The sequence below is a fragment of the Thermosulfuriphilus sp. genome, from assembly GCF_054026695.1.
Genome location: NZ_JBPMLP010000025.1, coordinates 1 through 17448 on the forward strand (window position 1 = coordinate 1; position 17448 = coordinate 17448).

Below are 17448 nucleotides of genomic sequence, written 5' to 3' on the forward strand. Positions count from 1 at the left end.
TTAGCGTGGCCATCGGAGCCGCATTCTATAATCTCCTCTTCCTCTCCTCTAACCTAAGATATCAACTTAAGATCCATGAGATAGAAAGTTTGCGTCAAAATCTTCTGATGCATTTTCAAAACATTCAAAACAATCTATACAAACTAAGCTTCAGTAAGGAAGATAAAAGTAAGCTCGATTTTGATTTAGAAGAAATAGATGGAATTATACTTGAATGTAAAGGATGCCATCACGAACCAAAGACAAAAAGAAAGATCGACCATATAGAAAAAGAATTCCAAAAGTACAAAGAAAAAATAAAAGAAGCAATATCAAAGAAAAGATTTGACAAGGAAGAATTTAAGGAAATAGTATATATTGGTCAAGATATATCGGGGCATGTTCATAATATAATACATAAAGCATCAGTAAATTTACACAAGAAAACACAATCACTAATAATGACCATCAAAAGAACAGTTAGAGATTTAATACTTATTTTGGTAATAAGTTTGATATCTGCACTTTTCATAGCAAAATATTTAACAAGTAGCATCCTTAAGCCAGTAAGTGATCTTCTAAGTGCAATAGAAAAAATAGAAAAAGAAGATTACTCTCCAAAAGAGCTACCATTCTACGATGATGAGTTTGGTCAAATATTTGACGCAATAGAGAACATGAAAGAATCCCTTAAGGAAAGGGATGAAAAGATCAAAAAGTATCTAGATAGACTATATCAGCTACATAAACTTACAATAATCATCCACTCAAAATTAGATAAAGATCATATAATAAATAAATGTCTCGAAGAAATTGAAAGCTTAACCGATTGCGAGTTGTGGGGAATAATCACTCAAAGGTCTTCTTTTTCTTTTCTTTTAAAAAGTAGGTCGGGCAGAGAGACAAAGATTTCTGTCAACCCTGAGATCCTGGAAGAGGCTTGGTCCCAAAGCCAAGGGAAACCAATTAGCGCCGAAGTACCTGAACAGTGGCCTTTAGGAGACCTGCCTCAAGAAATTAATCTGAGGAACTTCCTCATCTTCTGGCTGATGACCAAAAGCAGAGTCTTAGGGGCCCTTGTCTTCTTTAATCATCCACGGGGGTTTTCGGAAGAAGAGACCAGTCTTTTGGGGATCTTGGCCAATAATATCTCCGTAGCCCTAGAAAATATAGATCTTTATGCTGACCTGGAATCCAAAATAAAGGAGCTCAACACCACTCAACGTCAGCTGATCGAGGCCGAAAAAATGACCGCTATCGGAACTCTCACCAGCGGTATTGCTCATGATTTCAATAATATTCTCTGTGCCATCATGGGCCATGTCTCTATCCTCAAAGAAAAACATCGCCTAGATCCTGTTGACCTGAAGGCTCTAGAGACCATCGAGCGGGCCGCCGAACGGGGGGCCGAGTTGAGCCGGCGGCTCCTTTCCTTTGCTCGTCAGAAAAAATGGGATCTAAGGCCCCTTGATCTCAACCAATCTATCAAAAATGTCGTTGATCTCCTTAAACACACCGTAGATAAAAGGATTCGTATCCGGCTTGATCTTCAGGAGGGAATCGATCTCATCAAGGCTAGCCCCACCCAAATGGAACAAATGATCATGAACCTCTGCCTTAATGCCTGTGAGGCCATGCCCGAAGGAGGGACCCTTTCGCTGATCACCTCCGTGGTTAATTTCCCCGAGGAAAACCCCCATGGCATCAGGCCGGGGCGTTATGTCCATCTCATTGTAGCCGACAGTGGCTACGGGATGGACGAGGAGACCCTGGCCCACATCTTTGAGCCCTTCTTTACTACCAAAAAGGGGCGGGGAACCGGGTTGGGGTTGGCCATGGTGGCCAACATCATCCATGAACATCAGGGGCATTGTCAGGTAGTAAGTCGTCCGGGCCGGGGGACAACTTTTCATATCTATCTCCCCGTAGAGGAGGCCCGAGACGAAAAAGCAGATCAGCCCCCAAGGGTCCCGAGGCCTCCCAGGGCAGGAAGCCAAGGCCTAATCTTGATAGTCGATGATGAGGAACCTATTCGGGAGATGCTGGCGACCATCCTTGGACGCAGTGGACACAAAGTCCTTCTGGCCAGCAATGGTCAAGAGGCCCTTAGGATTATCTCTGAGAGGCAAGGGGCGATTGATCTAGTTATACTGGACATCAACATGCCCCTTCTTAGCGGACGAGAAGTCTTCCATCGTTTAAAGAAAGAGGCTCCCCAGGTCAGTGTTCTCATCTCAAGCGGTCTTGACCTTGATCCCCGCACGGATCCCCTCATCAAAGAGGCCGATGGCTACCTCAGAAAACCTTTCTACCTTGACGAGCTCCTTGACGAGGTCAGTCGGATCCTCGGCCAAAAATAGTTCAGATTCCCCGTTGCCATAAGGGAAAGATCTGGTACCAAAGATGGCCATGGATATGGATGTCTTTTTTATGAAAAAGGCCCTTTCCCTGGGCCATCGGGGCCTTGGCCGCACAAGCCCCAACCCCCCGGTAGGAGCTGTGGTTGTCAAGGAAGGAAGGATCATCGGCAGGGGCTATCACCAGAGGGCGGGAGAGCCACATGCGGAGATCCATGCCCTGAGGGAAGCTGGTCCTGAAGCCCAGGGAGCGACTATCTACGTGACCCTTGAGCCATGTAACCATTATGGCAAGACTCCTCCTTGCACTCAGGCTATCCTCAAGGCCGGTATAAGAAGGGTGGTTGTCGGACTACGGGACCCTAACCCCAAGGCCGCCGGAGGGCTAGAGTTCCTTCGCGCCCAGGGGCTGGAGGTAAAGAGCGGAATTTTGGCCGAGGAGTGTCTTAGACTCGTCCGTTTTTTTGTCAGGTCGGTGACCAGCGGCCGGCCCTGGATCCTAGCCAAGATAGCCCAAAGCCTCGATGGTCGCATTGCCACCCATACAGGAGACTCCAAGTGGATCACCACCCAAGAGACCCGTCGCCATGCCCACCGTCTGCGAAACATTTTTGATGCTATCCTTGTGGGTATAGGAACAATTTTGGCCGATAATCCCAGACTTACCTGCCGTCTTCCTCAAGGTCGGGATCCTCACCGAATCATCTTGGACAGCCATCTTCGCACCCCCCAAGAAGCCCGGATTCTAAATCTCACCTCTTCGGCCCGGACGATCATCATCTGTGGTCCCGAGGCCCCAGCGGAAAAGGAGGCCGCTTTGAGGGCCAAGGGGGCCGAGGTAATCAGGGTCAAGGGCAGCAGAGAAAAAGGGCTTGACCTTCCGGAGATCCTTGACCATTTGAGGCAAAGGGGAATTATCTCTGTCCTTGTAGAAGGAGGGGCCAGGATCCATGGCTCCTTCTTTGATGCCGGATTGGTAGACGAGATCGCCTTCTACTACGGGCCGATGATCATCGGTGGTCAAAGGGCTCCAGGGGGGGTCTCTGGTCAGGGCGTCCCTCGGGTAACTGAAGCCACCAGAATCTATGATCTCCGTTTAAGGCGCCTGGGAGATGATATTCTTCTTAAGGGATACACCTTTTCTTTTGCTCGGTGGCTCTCTGATTTATCCCTGGATGACAGTCCTTGAGAAGACAAAAATTTCAAATTGGGCTAAAATAGATCCTTAACTATTTTTCAAGGGTTACGCCAATAAATGTTTACCGGAATAGTCGAAGGACTTGGTCGGATCGAGTACCTAGAAAGGCGGGCTTCAGGCCTAAAATTGCGTCTTTCACCCCCTTTTCCAGCCTCCGAGCTTGCCCTGGGAGAAAGTGTTGCCGTAAATGGAGTCTGCCTTACCGTCATCAAGATCAACCAGACAACGGCCAACTTTGATGTCTCTCCAGAGACCCTCTCCCGGACCACCTTAGGAGAGCTTCGTCCCGGCGATCAGGTCAACGTAGAAAGGGCCGTACGGGCCTCAGACCGCCTGGGGGGCCACATTGTCACCGGACACGTAGATGGAATCGGCTGGGTTCTTTCTCGAAGGCAAAAAGGGGATTTTTTTTTCTATGAGATCGAGTTACCCAAAGGTCTTTCAAAATATGTGATCGAGAAGGGATCCATTGCCATTGATGGTATAAGCCTTACGGTCAACGCCATCTCTGGTAATATTATTAATTTGGCCATTATTCCTCACACGGCCCAATTAACCACTATGGGCCGACGCCGCCCCGGAGAAAGGGTCAACATTGAGGTGGACATCATCGGTAAATATATTGAAAAACTCCTCTCTCCTTGGAAAGGAGGGAAAATCAGCGAAGATTTCCTCAGACAACACGGGTTTAAAGACTAATAAGGAGCAGGTTATGCCGATTCATACCATAGAAGAGGCCATCGAAGACATCCGATCCGGAAAGATTGTCATCGTTGTTGATGATGAAGACCGGGAGAACGAAGGCGATCTGGTTATGGCCGCCGAAAAGGTCACCCCTGAAGCCATAAACTTTATGGCCCGCTACGGCCGGGGCCTCATCTGCCTCACCCTTACCCCCGAACAGGTAGAAAAATTAGAGCTTCCGATGATGCCGGCCCGCAATCACGCCCGCTACGGGACGGCCTTTACCGTCTCCATTGAGGCCCGTCATGGGGTGACTACAGGAATTTCGGCCCATGACCGGGCCCGGACCATCCAGGTGGCCATTGCTGACAGTGCCGGCCCAGAGGATATTGTCACCCCTGGCCATGTCTTCCCCATCAAGGCCCGAAAGGGTGGGGTTTTGGTGAGGGCAGGCCACACCGAAGCCTCGGTAGATCTGGCTCGACTGGCTGGTCTTAAGCCCGCTGGGGTTATCTGCGAGATCATGAAAGACGACGGAACCATGGCTCGTTTGCCTGATCTGGAAAAGTTCGCCCAAGAACATGGCCTCAAGATCGTCACCATCCAGGACCTCATCGCCTATCGTTTGCGGACTGAAAGCTTTGTCCACCGGGAGGTGGAGACTAGATTGCCCAATAATTTTGGTCAGTGGCGTCTGGTGGCCTATACCAATGACATAGATCCTCACACCCATGTGGCCCTGATCATGGGCGAGATCGAGGTCGAGGAGCCTATCCTTGTCCGGGTCCACTCTGAATGCCTTACGGGGGATGTCTTTGGGAGTCTTCGCTGCGACTGTGGCCCTCAGCTCTGGCGGGCCATGGAAAAGATCGCTGAAGAGGGCCGGGGCATTCTCCTCTATATGCGTCAGGAGGGCCGGGGCATCGGTCTTATAAACAAGCTTAAGGCCTACGTCCTTCAGGATCATGGCAAGGATACGGTGGAGGCCAATGAAGCTCTAGGCTTTAAGGCTGACCTTAGAGACTACGGCATTGGGGCCCAAATCTTGAGGGATTTGGGGGTAAAGAAGATCCGCCTTCTTACCAACAATCCCCGAAAGATAGTCGGCCTTGAGGGCTACGGGCTTGAAGTCGTAGAGCGGGTTCCCATCGAGATCCCCCCTCATAAAGAAAACATCCGCTATCTACGCTGCAAAAGGGAGAAGATGGGCCATCTCTTAAGCGTGGTTTCAGATTACTGATAAGACCTTCTATTTGAATTTGGCTTAAGAATCACAATTAAGGTATAAAGGCAGGCGCAACTTTTCTTGGTGGCTAGGGAGGTATAATGAGGCATCGGAACTTTGAGGGAGATTTTCAGGCCCAGGGGCTACGATTTGCAATAGTGGTGGCCAGGTTCAATGAATTCATCTCTGGAAAACTTCTCTCCGGGGCCCTGGACGCCTTTGGTCGTCATGGAGTCAGGGAGGAAGACATTGATGTTTTCTGGGTCCCAGGCTCCTTCGAGATTCCCCTTCTGGCTAAAAAACTGGCTCGGACCAGCCGCTATCAGGCCATAGTCTGTCTGGGAGCCATTATCAGAGGAGCCACTCCTCACTTTGATTATGTAGCCGCTGAGGCCAGTAAAGGGGTGGCCCAGGTGATGTTGGAGACAGAGATTCCCATGGCCTTTGGGATCCTTACTACTGACACTATCGAGCAGGCCATCGAACGGGCAGGCACCAAGGCCGGCAACAAGGGCTTTGAGGCGGCCATGGTGGCCATAGAGATGGCCAACCTGATGAAGAAAATTCCCTCGTAGGCTATGAGTGCCAGGAGAAGGGCCAGGGAGACCGCTCTCCAGGTCCTCTATGAGATTGAGATGACTGGATCATCTCCGGAGGAGGCCTTTTCAAGTTATGTGGAGAACTTTGCCATCCGGCCCAAGGCCGAGGATTTTGCCCGTGAACTCGTCAGGGGAGTCCTGGCCCGAAAGGAAGAAATAGATTCCACCATTAAGAGGCATTCTCGAAACTGGCGTCTGGAAAGAATGGCCTCTATAGATAGAAACATCCTCCGGATAGCCACCTATGAGCTCCTTTTCAGACCGGACATTCCTCCCAAGGTGAGCCTCAATGAGGCCGTGGAGCTGGCCAAAAGATTTGGTAGTGAGGATTCGGCCGCCTTCGTAAATGGAATCCTTGATGCCATTTATCGTCAAGAGATAAGGAGCGAAGAGGCGGCTAAGGCGGCCAAGCTTCCTTGAACTGAGATCAACTGGAGGCAAGGAAATGGCTAAAGGGATTCCCTATAATTTTCAGGAGATAGAAGAGTCCTGGCAGAAGAGGTGGGAAGAGGCCGGCCTTTTTAAGGTCAGAGAGGATACCGGCCGGCCCAAGTTCTACGTATTGGAGATGTTCCCCTATCCTTCAGGTCGCATCCACATGGGGCACGTCCGAAATTATACCATTGGTGATGTCATCGCCAGATTTTTGAGAATGAAAGGTAAGAATGTCCTCCATCCCATGGGTTGGGATGCCTTCGGCCTGCCGGCAGAAAACGCCGCCCTCAAACACCAAACCCATCCGGCCAAGTGGACCTTTGACAATATCGCCTACATGAGGCGTCAGCTCAAGCGTCTGGGATTTTCTTACGATTGGTCACGGGAGATAGCCACCTGTGATCCGAGCTATTACCGCTGGGAGCAGCTCTTCTTCATCGAGATGTTTGAGCGCGGTCTGGCTTACCGGAAAAAGACCTCGGTCAACTGGTGTGAACGATGCCAGACGGTTTTGGCCAACGAACAGGTTATCGATGGGGCCTGCTGGCGTTGTGAGAGCCAGGTAGTCCAGAAGGAGATGTGGGGTTGGTTTCTGAGGATTACAGCTTATGCTGAGGAGCTTCTTGAGGATATCGACCGTCTAAAAAAAGGCTGGCCAGAGAAGGTTCTTCTCATGCAGAAACACTGGATTGGCAAAAGTGAGGGTGCGGAGGTGGATTTTCCTTTGGCCGATGGTAAAGGTAAGATCACCGTCTTTACCACCCGTCCAGATACCCTCTACGGGGTAACCTTTATTTCCCTGGCTCCGGACCATCCCCTTACCTTAGAACTTGCCCGAAGATCAGGGCGTGAAAAAGAAGTTGTCGCCTTCGTGGAGAAAATGAAACGCCTTGACCGCCGCCGTCTCTTGGAGGATGACTTTGAGAAGGAAGGTGTTTTTACCGGAGCCTATGTCATTCATCCTCTTACTGGCCAGAAGATTCCTGTTTTTGCAGCCAACTTTGTCCTAATGGAGTACGGTACCGGGGCTGTCATGGCCGTTCCGGCCCACGATCAAAGAGACTTCGAGTTCGCCCGCAAATACGGTCTTCCTATACTCGTAGTTATCAGGCCTCCGCAAGAAGACCTGGATCCGCAAACAATGACCGAGGCCTATGAGGCCCCGGGAATCATGGTCAACTCTGGCCCCTTTGATGGGCTTGAGAGCGAAAAAGGCAAAAAAGAAATCGTTAACTATCTTGAGAAAAAGGAGATTGGCCGGACTAAGGTGAGCTTCCGTCTGAGGGACTGGGGAATATCCCGCCAGAGATACTGGGGGACCCCCATCCCCATTGTCTATTGCCAAAACTGCGGCACAGTTCCGGTAAAAAAGGAAGATCTTCCGGTTGAACTTCCCCTTTCGGCCCAGCTCGATGAGGCTGGCCGCAGCCCCTTGCCCCGTCTTGAATCCTTTCTCAAAACCACTTGTCCCCGCTGCGGTGGCCCGGCCCGGCGGGAGACAGACACCATGGACACCTTTGTGGAATCATCCTGGTATTTTGCCCGCTACTGCTCTCCAGATTATGAGCAAGGGGCCCTTGATCCCCAAAGAGTCGATTATTGGCTCCCGGTTGATCAGTATATCGGCGGCATTGAGCACGCTGTCCTTCACCTCCTCTATGCCCGCTTCTTCACTAAGGTTTTGAGGGATCTGGGCTATCTCAAGGTAGACGAGCCTTTTATGAGGCTTCTCACCCAGGGAATGGTCCTGAAGGAGACCTATCGATGTCCTGTCCATGGTTGGCTGTATCCAGAAGAAGTCTCTCCAGATGGCCGCTGTCGGCGAAATTCCTGTGGCGCCCAGGTAGAGATAGGCTCGGCTGAAAAAATGTCCAAGAGTAAATGTAACGTGGTTGATCCTGATGAGATGATCAGACGTTACGGGGCCGATACCGTAAGGCTCTTTATGCTCTTTGCGGCCCCACCGGAAAAGGATCTCGAGTGGAATCAAAAGGGCATTGAAGGGGCTCACCGTTTCCTGAATAGGCTCTTTCGTCTGGTTAGCGAAAACCGTGAAGAGCTAATCAGGGCCGGAGGAATCACTAGCGAAGGGCTTCCCCCCTGGCTTAAAGATCTTCGGCGCAAAACCCATCAGACCATCAAAAAGGCCACTGAGGATATCCAGGACAGATATCACTTCAATACGGCCATTGCCGCCATTATGGAACTGACCAACGAGGTCTCAACCACACTCAGCCGAAGCCGAGACAAAAATAATCCTGCCTTCTGGCCGGTATTAAAAGAGGCCCTGGAGGCTATCATTGTCCTTCTGTCTCCCATGGTCCCCCATATTACCGAAGAGCTTTGGCACCTGCTGGGCAAAGAGGGTTTTATTCTCAACGTCCCCTGGCCAGAATACGATCCCCAAACAGCAGCGGCCGAGGAGATGGAGATCGTCATCCAAGTAAACGGCCGGGTCAGAGGGCAGGTCGTGGTCCCGGTAGGGATCGACGAAGAAGAAATCAGGGAGCTAGCCCTCTCTCACCCCAATGTCAAACGCCACCTAGAGGGCAAAAACATTCGCAAGGTGATCTATGTCCCCAAAAAGCTGGTCAACATTGTGGTTTCTTAGCCTCTTTCTCTGGGGCTGTGGCTATCATTTTGCAGGTACGGGCTCAAATCTGCCTCCGTGGATAAAGACTATCTGTGTGGCTACCTGGGAGAACCGAAGCGAAGAGCCCGGTCTGGGAGCCTTGATCGCCAGTGAACTCCGGAACCAGTTTGAAAGAGGAAGGAAGCTCCGCCTGGTGCCGGCTGATCAGGCAGACGTTGTCCTTAACGGAGAGATTATCTCTCTTGAGTCAAGGGGTCTTTCCTATCAAAGCTATGCCCAGGGGGTGGAAAACCGGTTAGTCTTGCGGGCTAAGGCCCGCCTCGTCTCTCGCCAAGATGGGAAGATCATTTGGGCAAACAACTCTCTTTATCGAGAAGAGACCTATACTGCTGGCTCCCAGACCGACAAACAGAAGATCTTAGAAAAGATGGCCTATGACCTGGCGGAGATGATCTATCACCAGATTATGGAGTACTTTTAGGCTACCTGTTCTTTGGTGGCCTTGAGAGTATTGACCTTGACAGCCAGTCGGGAAATCTTACGGCTGGCCTTCTTCCAGTGGAGGACCCCTTTAGAGACCGCCCACTGGATGGTGCTTTGGGCCTTCCTAAAAGCAGCCTCGGCCTCTTCCACCGACCCCTTGTTTACGGCTGCAAGGACCTCTTTGGTGACGTTTTTAACTCTGGTCTTTATCCCTTTGTTGCGAAGCCTTCTTTTTTCAGACTGCCGGGCCCGTTTTTTAGCAGATGGATGATTAGCCAAGGTAATCCCTCCTTAATTAAGTTGCTTTATCCTGGCCGGCAGCCTATATAATACAAGCCGCAGGCGGTGTCAAATATGGACGGAATAAAAGTTGATCTCCTCAATCTATTGGGCAAGTTCCTCGATAATCCCTGGACTCTGGCCGGACTTTATCTTCTTGGTTTTGTTCTCCTGGCCAAGGTTGTTGACCTCATTATCGATCAGATCTTAAAGCGTCTGGCCGGCCGAACAAGGTTTGCCTTTGATGACGAAATCCTGGAACTTATTCACCGGCCAATATTCTGGACTATCGCCCTTCTTGGTCCCATCCATGTTTTGGACCTTTTCTCCCAGGACAGGCTGGGAATCTATCTCCTGGCGGGGATAAAGACCCTGATCGCCTTGATCTGGTGGATAACCTCGCTCAGGTTTATCAACTGGCTAACGGACAAAAAGCTCCTTTACCTCATAAGTCATGGCCATATTGGCCAAGACATTCTCTATCTCCTCAAGAATCTCCTTCGGGCCATTGCCGTAGTCATCGGGCTTCTGATCATCCTTTCCATCTGGAAGGTCAACCTGACTCCCTTTTTCGCCTCGGCTGGTATCGCCGGTATTGCCCTGGCTCTGGCGGCCAAGGAGACCTTGGCTAACTTCTTCGGGGGTATAAGCATCTTTGTTGATCGAACCTACCGGATTGGAGACTATATTATTCTTGACTCTGGAGAGCGGGGAGAAGTGGTCGATATAGGAATCCGCTCCACCAAGATAAAGACCCGAGACGATGTCCTCATCACTATTCCCAACTCTATTATGGCCAATTCTAAGATCATCAACGAAAGCGCTCCTGTGCCCCGATTCAGGCTCCGTGTACCTGTAGGGGTGGCCTACGGGACAGATCTTGACTTAGTAGAACAAGTCCTCCTTGAGGTCGCCCGCCAGCACCCTAGGGTAGTCGAGGAACCGAGTCCCAGAGTGAGATTGCGGTCCTTTGGCGAATCCTCTATAGATCTTGAGCTTCTGTGCTGGGTGGAGGAGCCGGCCCTAAAAGGACTGGCCCGTCATGAACTCATCAAGGCTATAGATCGGGCCTTTTCCCGAGCAGGGATCACTATTCCCTTTCCCCAACGAGATGTCCATCTCTTTTGGGGAGAGGATCCTACCCTGAGGGCCCCAGTTGAAAAGTCAGCGGACTAAAGACCGGGACCTAAATTATGAAACCGTTTTCCTCTACCGATATTAAGTGGGAGATTCAGCCGATGGAGGAGGTTCCTTATGAGAAAGTTTCTCTGGTGGTTTGGCGTCCTCGTCTTGCTCCTATTAGCCATTGGCCAGGTCCATGCCTTTGAAGAACCCCATTCTCCCCCGGACAAACAGATCCTTCATCTCTCTGGACGCATTCTTGACAACCATAAAGAACCCGTTGACGAGGCAGAGATCAGGGTCTTTATCAACGGGGAGTTACAAAAGGTTCGCAAAGGAGCTCACGGACACCAACTTATTGAGTATTTTAAGAGCGAAAGCGACGGAAGCTATCAGGTGGTAATTGAGGTCCCCAAAGGGGTCCTCCCCCAAGCAGACATTTTCATTGATATCTTCAAACCCAGTTTCAAAGAGGTCAAGGTCAAGATCCATCCTCAAGATTTAGCCTACAATGGCCAGCATTATTTTGCGGTAAAAGACGTGATCTTGGAGAGGACTTTGGGGCCGGCTTTCTGGATCTCCACCGTAGTCTTTCTCCTGGCTTATATCCTTATCAGCTTTGAGCTCCTCCATCGAACCGTAGCGGCCATGTTAGGAGCCGCGATAATGCTTATCATCACCTACACGGTAGGAGTCATTAACCCTCAGTACCACATCATCTCCTACGAACGGGCCATTGCAGCCATTGACATGAATGTCGTTTTTCTTCTCATGGGGATGATGATTATCGTTGGAATCCTCAAAAACACCGGGGTCTTCCAGTGGTGTGCTTACAAAAGCTACCAACTGGCTCGAGGCAATGTCTTTGTCCTCTGCTTGGTCTTGACCACCTTTACGGCTGTTTCTTCGGCCTTTCTGGATAACGTCACCACCATGCTACTTCTTACCCCAGTAACCATTGAAATTGCCCTTTCCCTGGGACTCAATCCCGTAGTCCTCTTGATTCCTGAGATCCTGGCCTCAAATGTAGGAGGAACGGCTACTCTTATTGGTGATCCCCCTAACATCATGATCGGCTCCTATACCGGCCTTACTTTCATGGACTTTGTGATCAATTTAGGTCCAGTAGTGGCTATCTCTATGCTCGTCCTTTACGCTTTCTTTAAGCTTTACTATGGGCGGGAGTATAAAAAGGCCACCATCACCGATGTCGAGGCTCATATTGCCAAGTTGCGTGAGGAGTACCGGATTACCGATGGTACTCTTCTTACCGTAGGCCTCATTGTCATGGCGGTGGTCATCTTTTTCTTTATCACCCATGGTATATGGCACATGGAGGTCTCAGTGGCTGCCCTTTTCGGGGCCTCGCTTCTTTTTACCTATGGAATTGTTACCAAGAGGGTCAAGCTCCTTGAGCTGGTTGAAAAAGACATCGAATGGACGACCCTCCTTTTCTTCATCTTTCTTTTTATCTTGGTAGGGGCGGTGGAAGAAACCGGTTTATTGGCCATTGTCGCCGACTGGGTCCTGGAGCTCTCCCATGGTAACTTGGTGGCGGCCATCTGCCTTATCCTTTGGGTTTCGGCCATTATGAGTGCCTTTGTAGATAATATTCCTTTCACGGCAACCATGCTTCCCATTACTGCCTATCTTACTCGGGTCATCCCCGGGGCCGAAAACAACGTCCTCTGGTGGGCCTTGGCCTTGGGGGCCTGCTTTGGAGGCAACGGTACCATGATCGGGGCCAGTGCCAATGTAGTCACCCTCGGGATAGCCGAAAGTGCCGGCTATCCGGTGCGTTTCTTTGAATACATGAAGGCAGGCTTTGTTTACATGGTCATAAGTGTGGCCATTGCCAATGTCTGGCTACTTATCTTCTACTAGTTAAAGAAACAAACCTTTCAAAGGAGTGAATCCATGAAAGACAGGGTCTGCACTATAGAAAAAGTCCTTTTGCCCATTGATGGCAGTCTTCCTAGCAAACGGGCCGCAGAATTCACCGCCTGCCTCACGGCTCCCCTAGGGGAAAGGGTCCAGAAGATCACCCTTCTCCATGTCCTTGCCGGAGGCTATCTTTCGGCCCATATGGCCAATATTGATATCCGGACCGAATTTCTGAAAGAAACCGCACTATTTAAGCGCCTTAAGGAACAATACCTGGAGAAGAACGTCACTCCTATGTTCGAGGAGGTCAAGGAGGTCATTCGCTCTCTAGGGGTAAGGATTCCAGTGGAGCAGGTTGTTCTCGATGGCGATCCAGCCCGAGAGATCGTTCGCTTTGCCCAAGAAAACCATTATTCGACCATCGTCATGGGCCGTAGAGGACTTTCTCCAGTCAGGGAGCTCCTTCTGGGAAGTGTCACCCAGAGCGTTATCCATCGTCCGGGATGCCACACGACCTATGTCGTCGGCCAAGAGGTTCTCGTTGACGGCTCCTGCCCTATCCCTAGGGTCCTCATCCCCATTGATGGCTCTCCGAACTCACTGGGCGCTGTCAACGAAATTGCCTGTCTCCTTGAGGCTGCCGGTCCCAATTGGATCGAAAAGATCACCATCCTCTACGTAATAGATATCTCCTTCGGTGAGGATCTCAATGACGGACAACGTCTCGAAGGAGAAGATATTCTGGCTACCGCTAGGCAGATACTCATTGAGGCCGGAGCCCAGCCAGAGAGGATCAAAAGGGAGGTCCGTCTGGGACGCCCGGCAGAAGAGATTATCCGTCTGGCCGAAGAAGAAAATTACAATCTGGTTATCATGGGGCGCCGGGGACGATCCCACCTAAAAGAGTTGGTTTTGGGAAGTGTGAGTGCCACCGTACTCCATAGGCTGAGCACTCCAACTCTAGCCCTTGTCTGTGTAGAGGATTAGTCGCCTAGGAGGCGAGCTAGATAGGCCAAGATAAAAAGGACTCCAGAGAAGAGAACGATAGTCCCCGAGGCCGGCCAGTCGAGCCAGAAGGCCAAGACCAGGCCTAAAACTATAGAAACGGAAGAGCTGGCCACCGATATCCAGATGGCCCGGGCAAAGCTGCCCCCAAGGATAAGCCCCGTGGCCGCTGGAATAACCAAAAGGGCGGAAACCAGAAGAAGGCCAACCACCCTCATTCCTACAACCACGGTGGCCGCCGTTAAAACGGCCAGCATGGCGTCAAGCCTTTTTACCGAAAGACCAGCCACTTGAGCACAGTCTTCATCGAAAGTGGCATAGATAAGTTCGTAATAGAAAAGGACTATTAGGGCCAAGCTCAGGAGGGAAAGCACGATGGCGGTGATCATCTCGGCCCAAGAGATGGCCAGGATATTGCCAAAAAGATAGCCAAAAAGGTCGACGTTGAAGTGTCGGGAGATACTGGCCAGGATGATCCCGGCGGCCATTCCCAGACTGGAAAGAATCCCGATTACTGTATCTCCATAAAGGCCGGCCCTGTCCCTCACCCCAAGGATAACCAAGGCTGCCAATGAAGCTACTACCAGGGTTACTGGCAAAGGAGCCCAACCCCAAAAAAGGGCCACCGCCACCCCCCCAAAGGCAATATGAGAGAGCCCGTGGCCGATCATAGCGTCTTTGCGCAGAAGGAGGAAGACCCCTAAAAGGGCACAGGTAAAAGAAAAAAAGAGCCCGGTGACCAGAGCCTTTTTGACAAAAGTGTAACTTAAAAGTTCTATCAGAGTCGAAGTATCCATCAATGTCGGTGAAAAATAAGATGATCCTCGCCAGCAATAAGCTCTCTTATCCGGGGGGAGCTACAGAATTCTTCGTGGCTGCCATGAAAATAAAGACGTCGGTTAAGACAGGCAACCTTGTTTACATATCGGGTAACCACGGAGATATCATGGGTAACCATAACTATAGTCAAGCCCTTCTGGTTAAGCTGATTTAAAAGGGAGTAGAAACGGTCTTGACCCCGAGCATCAACCCCGGCAGTAGGTTCATCAAGGAAGAGAACATCCGGCTCACTAACGATGGCCCGGGCAATAAGGACTCGCTGTTGCTGGCCGCCGGAAAGCTCGCTTATGCGTCGGTGGGCCTGGTCAGCCATCTCTACAGTCTCCAAGGCCTTCCGGATGGCCGGCCTGTCGCTCCTGGTGATCAGGCGGGGAAAACGTTTCCGAGAGACAAGTCCTAGAGAGACAGTCTCCTCCACGGTCAAGGGGAAAACGGGATCAATCATGTGGGCGGCCTTCTGGGGGACGTACCCCAGACGATACCAGGCCCGAAAATGGGCTAAATCCTGGCCAAAGAGGAAGACTCTTCCATAAGAAGGGGCCAGAAGGCCAAGGATAATTTTGATCAGGGTGGATTTTCCACTTCCATTAGGACCAATGATGGCCAGGAAATCTCCCTTTTCGATCTCCAGACTGATATCCTCAAGGACCTGAAGGTGGCTGTAATTAAAAGAAACTTCTTTTACCTCTACCAAGGGGGCCATAAGGAGCAAGGTAATTGTCAGGTCGAGGTTCGTAAAGAGCGGGAAAAAATGTAAGAGAGAAACTTATAGACCAGTCTGGCGGCTAGATAATCCGGGGCCACCATCCCGGCAATGGGAGAGAGTTCGACCAGGTCAAAACCCACCACCTGAACGGATTGGGAAATAAAACGAAGGATATCTATAACCTCAAACCAACCCAAGCCCCCTGGCTCCGGGGTTCCTACCGCAGGCATAATTGAGGGATCAAAGACATCGCAATCAATAGTGACGTAAAGGGGGCGTCCAGCAATCTTGGAGACTATTTCTCGAGCGATCTCTGTCCCTCGCCCCATTACCTCCCGGGCGTAATAAGGACGAAGATTGTGCTTCTTGAGCCAGATGGCCTCTTCCCGGGAGAGGCTACGGATACCAACCTGAATAAAGGGACAGATCTCTGCCACTCGAGCCATAACACAGGCGTGGCTAAAGGGGCTTCCCTGGTAGGAATCCCTAAGATCGGTATGGGCATCCAGCTGAAGGACCACCAGATTGGGGGTAACCTCAGCCAAGGCCCTAATGGCCCCCAGGCTGAGAGTGTGCTCCCCACCCAAGAGTACAGGGAACTGCCCGGAGACAACAATGCCCTTTGTCGTTCGGTAGACCTCTTCGACCATGGCCTCTGGAGAATCCGCCCGAGGTTCAAGCTCCGGATAAGTGGCGATCCCTAGGCGATAGACCTCGGTTTCTGTCTCCTCATCGTACCATTCCAGGTATCGACTGGCTTCAATTATCCGCCCTGGGGCCTCTCTGGTTCCAGCTCTGTAGGAGGTCGTGGCATCATAGGCAACCGGGACGACAACAATCCCTGAGCGCTTAATATCAGCTAGCTCGTCTGGAAGACCTAGAAAACGATAAGAGAGCATGGCAGGACAAGAGGGGGGCTCTCCCCCCTCCTTATTAGACGGTAAGTTGGTTTCTTTCGGCCCGGATAAAGCGTTCCACAGTCCGGATCGACCGGGGAAACTCATGGCCCCGGTCAAGGAGTTTGATCTCACTTTTCTTGATGTCAAAGATCCGGGTCACATCCCGAATGGCCTTATCAACATCGAAATCCTTACAGGAGAAGATATCCAGACTCAGATAGAGTTTTTCCGGGAAAGTATGGATACTGATGTGGCTTTCGGCGATGATGACAAAACCAGAGATTCCCCAGTCTTCAGGAACAGGGGCCGCATACTTGAAGACATAAGGAGGCATGATTTTGGTCATCTTGATCTCGGCCGGATAGTTGCTCAAAAAATCATAAATAAGATCAATGTCCATCAACTTTTCCCGATCGCAACCATAGCCGTCTAACATCAGATGCTGGCCGAAGCCGTACTCGATCTTTTCCATAGCTATCCCTCCTCAAGTGTTTTCTTTCTGTGGCACTCCGGCCGCTAGCCCCGGCCTCAAAGGCCGCTCCCAAATCAAAAGGTCGGTGGGGAGACGACCCAGATTATCTGGGCAACCACCCGACCGCAATTCTCTAAGTAATGACGCCTATTGGCCCGGAAATAAAAACAATCCCCTTTATGCAACCTGGTCACTTCCTGATCAAGGTGCAAGGCCACGGTGCCCTTGATGACAAACCCAAACTCTTCTCCTTCATGAGATTCATCCTCCTTGGTCCGCTGGCCGGGGGCCAAGGTCACCAGAACGGGATCCATCTTCTTCTGGGACTGGGGAACCAGGATCTCCACCCGACAACCTGGACTGGAGTCGGCGGTCTCCAGGCGATCGTTGTGGCGGAAGACGGCCCGTTCTTCGCAATCCTCTTTGAAGAAGGAGGCCAGATCCTCTCCCAAAACATCAAGAATCTCTTTAAGGGTCGGGATTGACGGATAGGTCAAATCCCGCTCAAGTTGAGAGATATAACCCTTTGTAAGTCCGGCCCGGTTGGCCAACTCTTCCTGGGTAAGGGCATTGGCGATTCTCAATTTTCGAAGTCTTTCGCCGATCCTCAGGCTCATAAAATCTCTAAACCAACGGTTTAGTTTTATTTCGCGCGCCTCATATAAAGATATTCTCTGGGCTTGTCAAG

Annotated in this window: 17 protein-coding genes; 11 read left to right on the top strand and 6 right to left on the bottom strand. The window is 50.8% G+C overall.

Annotated elements, in window-relative coordinates:
- Positions 1-656 precede the first annotated feature (656 nt).
- The 8 genes from ACXJJX_RS04235 to ACXJJX_RS04270 all read left to right on the top strand — a co-directional run bounded on the left by ACXJJX_RS04235 (position 657) and on the right by ACXJJX_RS04270 (position 9551).
- The gene (locus tag ACXJJX_RS04235) at positions 657-2339 is read left to right on the top strand and encodes a hybrid sensor histidine kinase/response regulator (RefSeq protein WP_456432453.1); all 1683 of its coding nucleotides are present in this window, start codon (positions 657-659) and stop codon (positions 2337-2339) included.
- 55 nt (positions 2340-2394) lie between these two features.
- On the top strand, positions 2395-3525 hold the full coding sequence (ribD, locus tag ACXJJX_RS04240; protein WP_456432455.1) for a bifunctional diaminohydroxyphosphoribosylaminopyrimidine deaminase/5-amino-6-(5-phosphoribosylamino)uracil reductase RibD: 1131 nt from the start codon (positions 2395-2397) through the stop codon (positions 3523-3525).
- Between the two features lie 66 nt (positions 3526-3591).
- Positions 3592-4233, top strand: a complete 642-nt coding sequence (locus tag ACXJJX_RS04245) for a riboflavin synthase (RefSeq protein WP_456432457.1) — start codon at positions 3592-3594, stop codon at positions 4231-4233.
- Between the two features lie 13 nt (positions 4234-4246).
- The gene (locus ACXJJX_RS04250; protein ID WP_456432459.1) at positions 4247-5458 is read left to right on the top strand and encodes a bifunctional 3,4-dihydroxy-2-butanone-4-phosphate synthase/GTP cyclohydrolase II; all 1212 of its coding nucleotides are present in this window, start codon (positions 4247-4249) and stop codon (positions 5456-5458) included.
- A gap of 86 nt (positions 5459-5544) precedes the next feature.
- A complete protein-coding gene (ribH, locus tag ACXJJX_RS04255) occupies positions 5545-6018 on the top strand; it encodes a 6,7-dimethyl-8-ribityllumazine synthase (RefSeq protein WP_456432461.1) in 474 nt (157 codons plus the stop codon).
- A gap of 3 nt (positions 6019-6021) precedes the next feature.
- Positions 6022-6462, top strand: a complete 441-nt coding sequence (nusB, locus tag ACXJJX_RS04260) for a transcription antitermination factor NusB (protein ID WP_456432463.1) — start codon at positions 6022-6024, stop codon at positions 6460-6462.
- A gap of 25 nt (positions 6463-6487) precedes the next feature.
- Positions 6488-9088: a leucine--tRNA ligase gene (gene leuS / locus ACXJJX_RS04265; protein WP_456432465.1), complete on the top strand. Its 2601-nt coding sequence runs from the start codon at positions 6488-6490 to the stop codon at positions 9086-9088.
- Positions 9075-9551, top strand: coding sequence for an LPS-assembly lipoprotein LptE (locus tag ACXJJX_RS04270; RefSeq protein ID WP_456432467.1), 477 nt, complete (start codon positions 9075-9077; stop codon positions 9549-9551). The genes leuS and ACXJJX_RS04270 overlap by 14 nt, the downstream gene beginning before the upstream one ends.
- Here ACXJJX_RS04270 and rpsT read toward each other — a convergent pair.
- Positions 9548-9832, bottom strand: coding sequence for a 30S ribosomal protein S20 (gene rpsT / locus ACXJJX_RS04275; RefSeq protein WP_456432469.1), 285 nt, complete (start codon positions 9830-9832; stop codon positions 9548-9550). The two genes, ACXJJX_RS04270 and rpsT, sit on opposite strands and share 4 nt — an antisense overlap.
- 75 nt (positions 9833-9907) lie before the next feature.
- On the opposite strand from rpsT, the gene ACXJJX_RS04280 reads away from it, so the two are divergent.
- The 3 genes from ACXJJX_RS04280 (at position 9908) to ACXJJX_RS04290 (ending at position 13825) form a co-directional block, all read left to right on the top strand.
- On the top strand, positions 9908-11008 hold the full coding sequence (locus ACXJJX_RS04280; RefSeq protein ID WP_456432511.1) for a mechanosensitive ion channel family protein: 1101 nt from the start codon (positions 9908-9910) through the stop codon (positions 11006-11008).
- Between the two features lie 78 nt (positions 11009-11086).
- The gene (locus ACXJJX_RS04285) at positions 11087-12838 is read left to right on the top strand and encodes an ArsB/NhaD family transporter (protein WP_456432526.1); all 1752 of its coding nucleotides are present in this window, start codon (positions 11087-11089) and stop codon (positions 12836-12838) included.
- A 33-nt stretch (positions 12839-12871) separates the two neighbouring features.
- Complete coding sequence (locus ACXJJX_RS04290) at positions 12872-13825, top strand: universal stress protein (RefSeq protein WP_456432528.1); 954 nt, start codon at positions 12872-12874, stop codon at positions 13823-13825.
- Here ACXJJX_RS04290 and ACXJJX_RS04295 read toward each other — a convergent pair.
- From ACXJJX_RS04295 to ACXJJX_RS04315, 5 genes are all read right to left on the bottom strand, one after another.
- Positions 13822-14640 (bottom strand): metal ABC transporter permease, encoded by an 819-nt coding sequence (locus ACXJJX_RS04295; RefSeq protein ID WP_456432530.1) that lies wholly within the window; start codon positions 14638-14640, stop codon positions 13822-13824. The genes ACXJJX_RS04290 and ACXJJX_RS04295 overlap by 4 nt on opposite strands.
- On the bottom strand, positions 14640-15386 hold the full coding sequence (locus ACXJJX_RS04300) for a metal ABC transporter ATP-binding protein (protein WP_456432554.1): 747 nt from the start codon (positions 15384-15386) through the stop codon (positions 14640-14642). Before ACXJJX_RS04300 ends, ACXJJX_RS04295 begins: the two co-directional genes overlap by 1 nt.
- Positions 15387-15403: 17 nt before the next feature.
- A complete protein-coding gene (gene speB / locus ACXJJX_RS04305) occupies positions 15404-16288 on the bottom strand; it encodes an agmatinase (protein ID WP_456432532.1) in 885 nt (294 codons plus the stop codon).
- Between the two features lie 34 nt (positions 16289-16322).
- Positions 16323-16760 (bottom strand): adenosylmethionine decarboxylase, encoded by a 438-nt coding sequence (gene speD / locus ACXJJX_RS04310; protein WP_456432534.1) that lies wholly within the window; start codon positions 16758-16760, stop codon positions 16323-16325.
- Positions 16761-16834: 74 nt separating this feature from the next.
- Positions 16835-17371, bottom strand: coding sequence for a helix-turn-helix domain-containing protein (locus tag ACXJJX_RS04315; protein WP_456432556.1), 537 nt, complete (start codon positions 17369-17371; stop codon positions 16835-16837).
- Positions 17372-17448 lie beyond the last annotated feature (77 nt).

Bases quoted from the DNA above. Each gene is read 5' to 3' on its own strand.
- ACXJJX_RS04235 (WP_456432453.1), top strand. From the start codon at position 657: ATGAAAGAATCCCTTAAGGAAAGGGATGAAAAGATCAAAAAGTATCTA.
- ribD (WP_456432455.1), top strand. From the start codon at position 2,395: ATGGATGTCTTTTTTATGAAAAAGGCCCTTTCCCTGGGCCATCGGGGC.
- ACXJJX_RS04245 (WP_456432457.1), top strand. From the start codon at position 3,592: ATGTTTACCGGAATAGTCGAAGGACTTGGTCGGATCGAGTACCTAGAA.
- ACXJJX_RS04250 (WP_456432459.1), top strand. From the start codon at position 4,247: ATGCCGATTCATACCATAGAAGAGGCCATCGAAGACATCCGATCCGGA.
- ribH (WP_456432461.1), top strand. From the start codon at position 5,545: ATGAGGCATCGGAACTTTGAGGGAGATTTTCAGGCCCAGGGGCTACGA.
- nusB (WP_456432463.1), top strand. From the start codon at position 6,022: ATGAGTGCCAGGAGAAGGGCCAGGGAGACCGCTCTCCAGGTCCTCTAT.
- leuS (WP_456432465.1), top strand. From the start codon at position 6,488: ATGGCTAAAGGGATTCCCTATAATTTTCAGGAGATAGAAGAGTCCTGG.
- ACXJJX_RS04280 (WP_456432511.1), top strand. From the start codon at position 9,908: ATGGACGGAATAAAAGTTGATCTCCTCAATCTATTGGGCAAGTTCCTC.
- ACXJJX_RS04285 (WP_456432526.1), top strand. From the start codon at position 11,087: ATGAGAAAGTTTCTCTGGTGGTTTGGCGTCCTCGTCTTGCTCCTATTA.
- ACXJJX_RS04290 (WP_456432528.1), top strand. From the start codon at position 12,872: ATGAAAGACAGGGTCTGCACTATAGAAAAAGTCCTTTTGCCCATTGAT.
- ACXJJX_RS04295 (WP_456432530.1), bottom strand. From the start codon at position 14,640: ATGGATACTTCGACTCTGATAGAACTTTTAAGTTACACTTTTGTCAAA.
- ACXJJX_RS04300 (WP_456432554.1), bottom strand. From the start codon at position 15,386: ATGGCCCCCTTGGTAGAGGTAAAAGAAGTTTCTTTTAATTACAGCCAC.
- speB (WP_456432532.1), bottom strand. From the start codon at position 16,288: ATGCTCTCTTATCGTTTTCTAGGTCTTCCAGACGAGCTAGCTGATATT.
- speD (WP_456432534.1), bottom strand. From the start codon at position 16,760: ATGGAAAAGATCGAGTACGGCTTCGGCCAGCATCTGATGTTAGACGGC.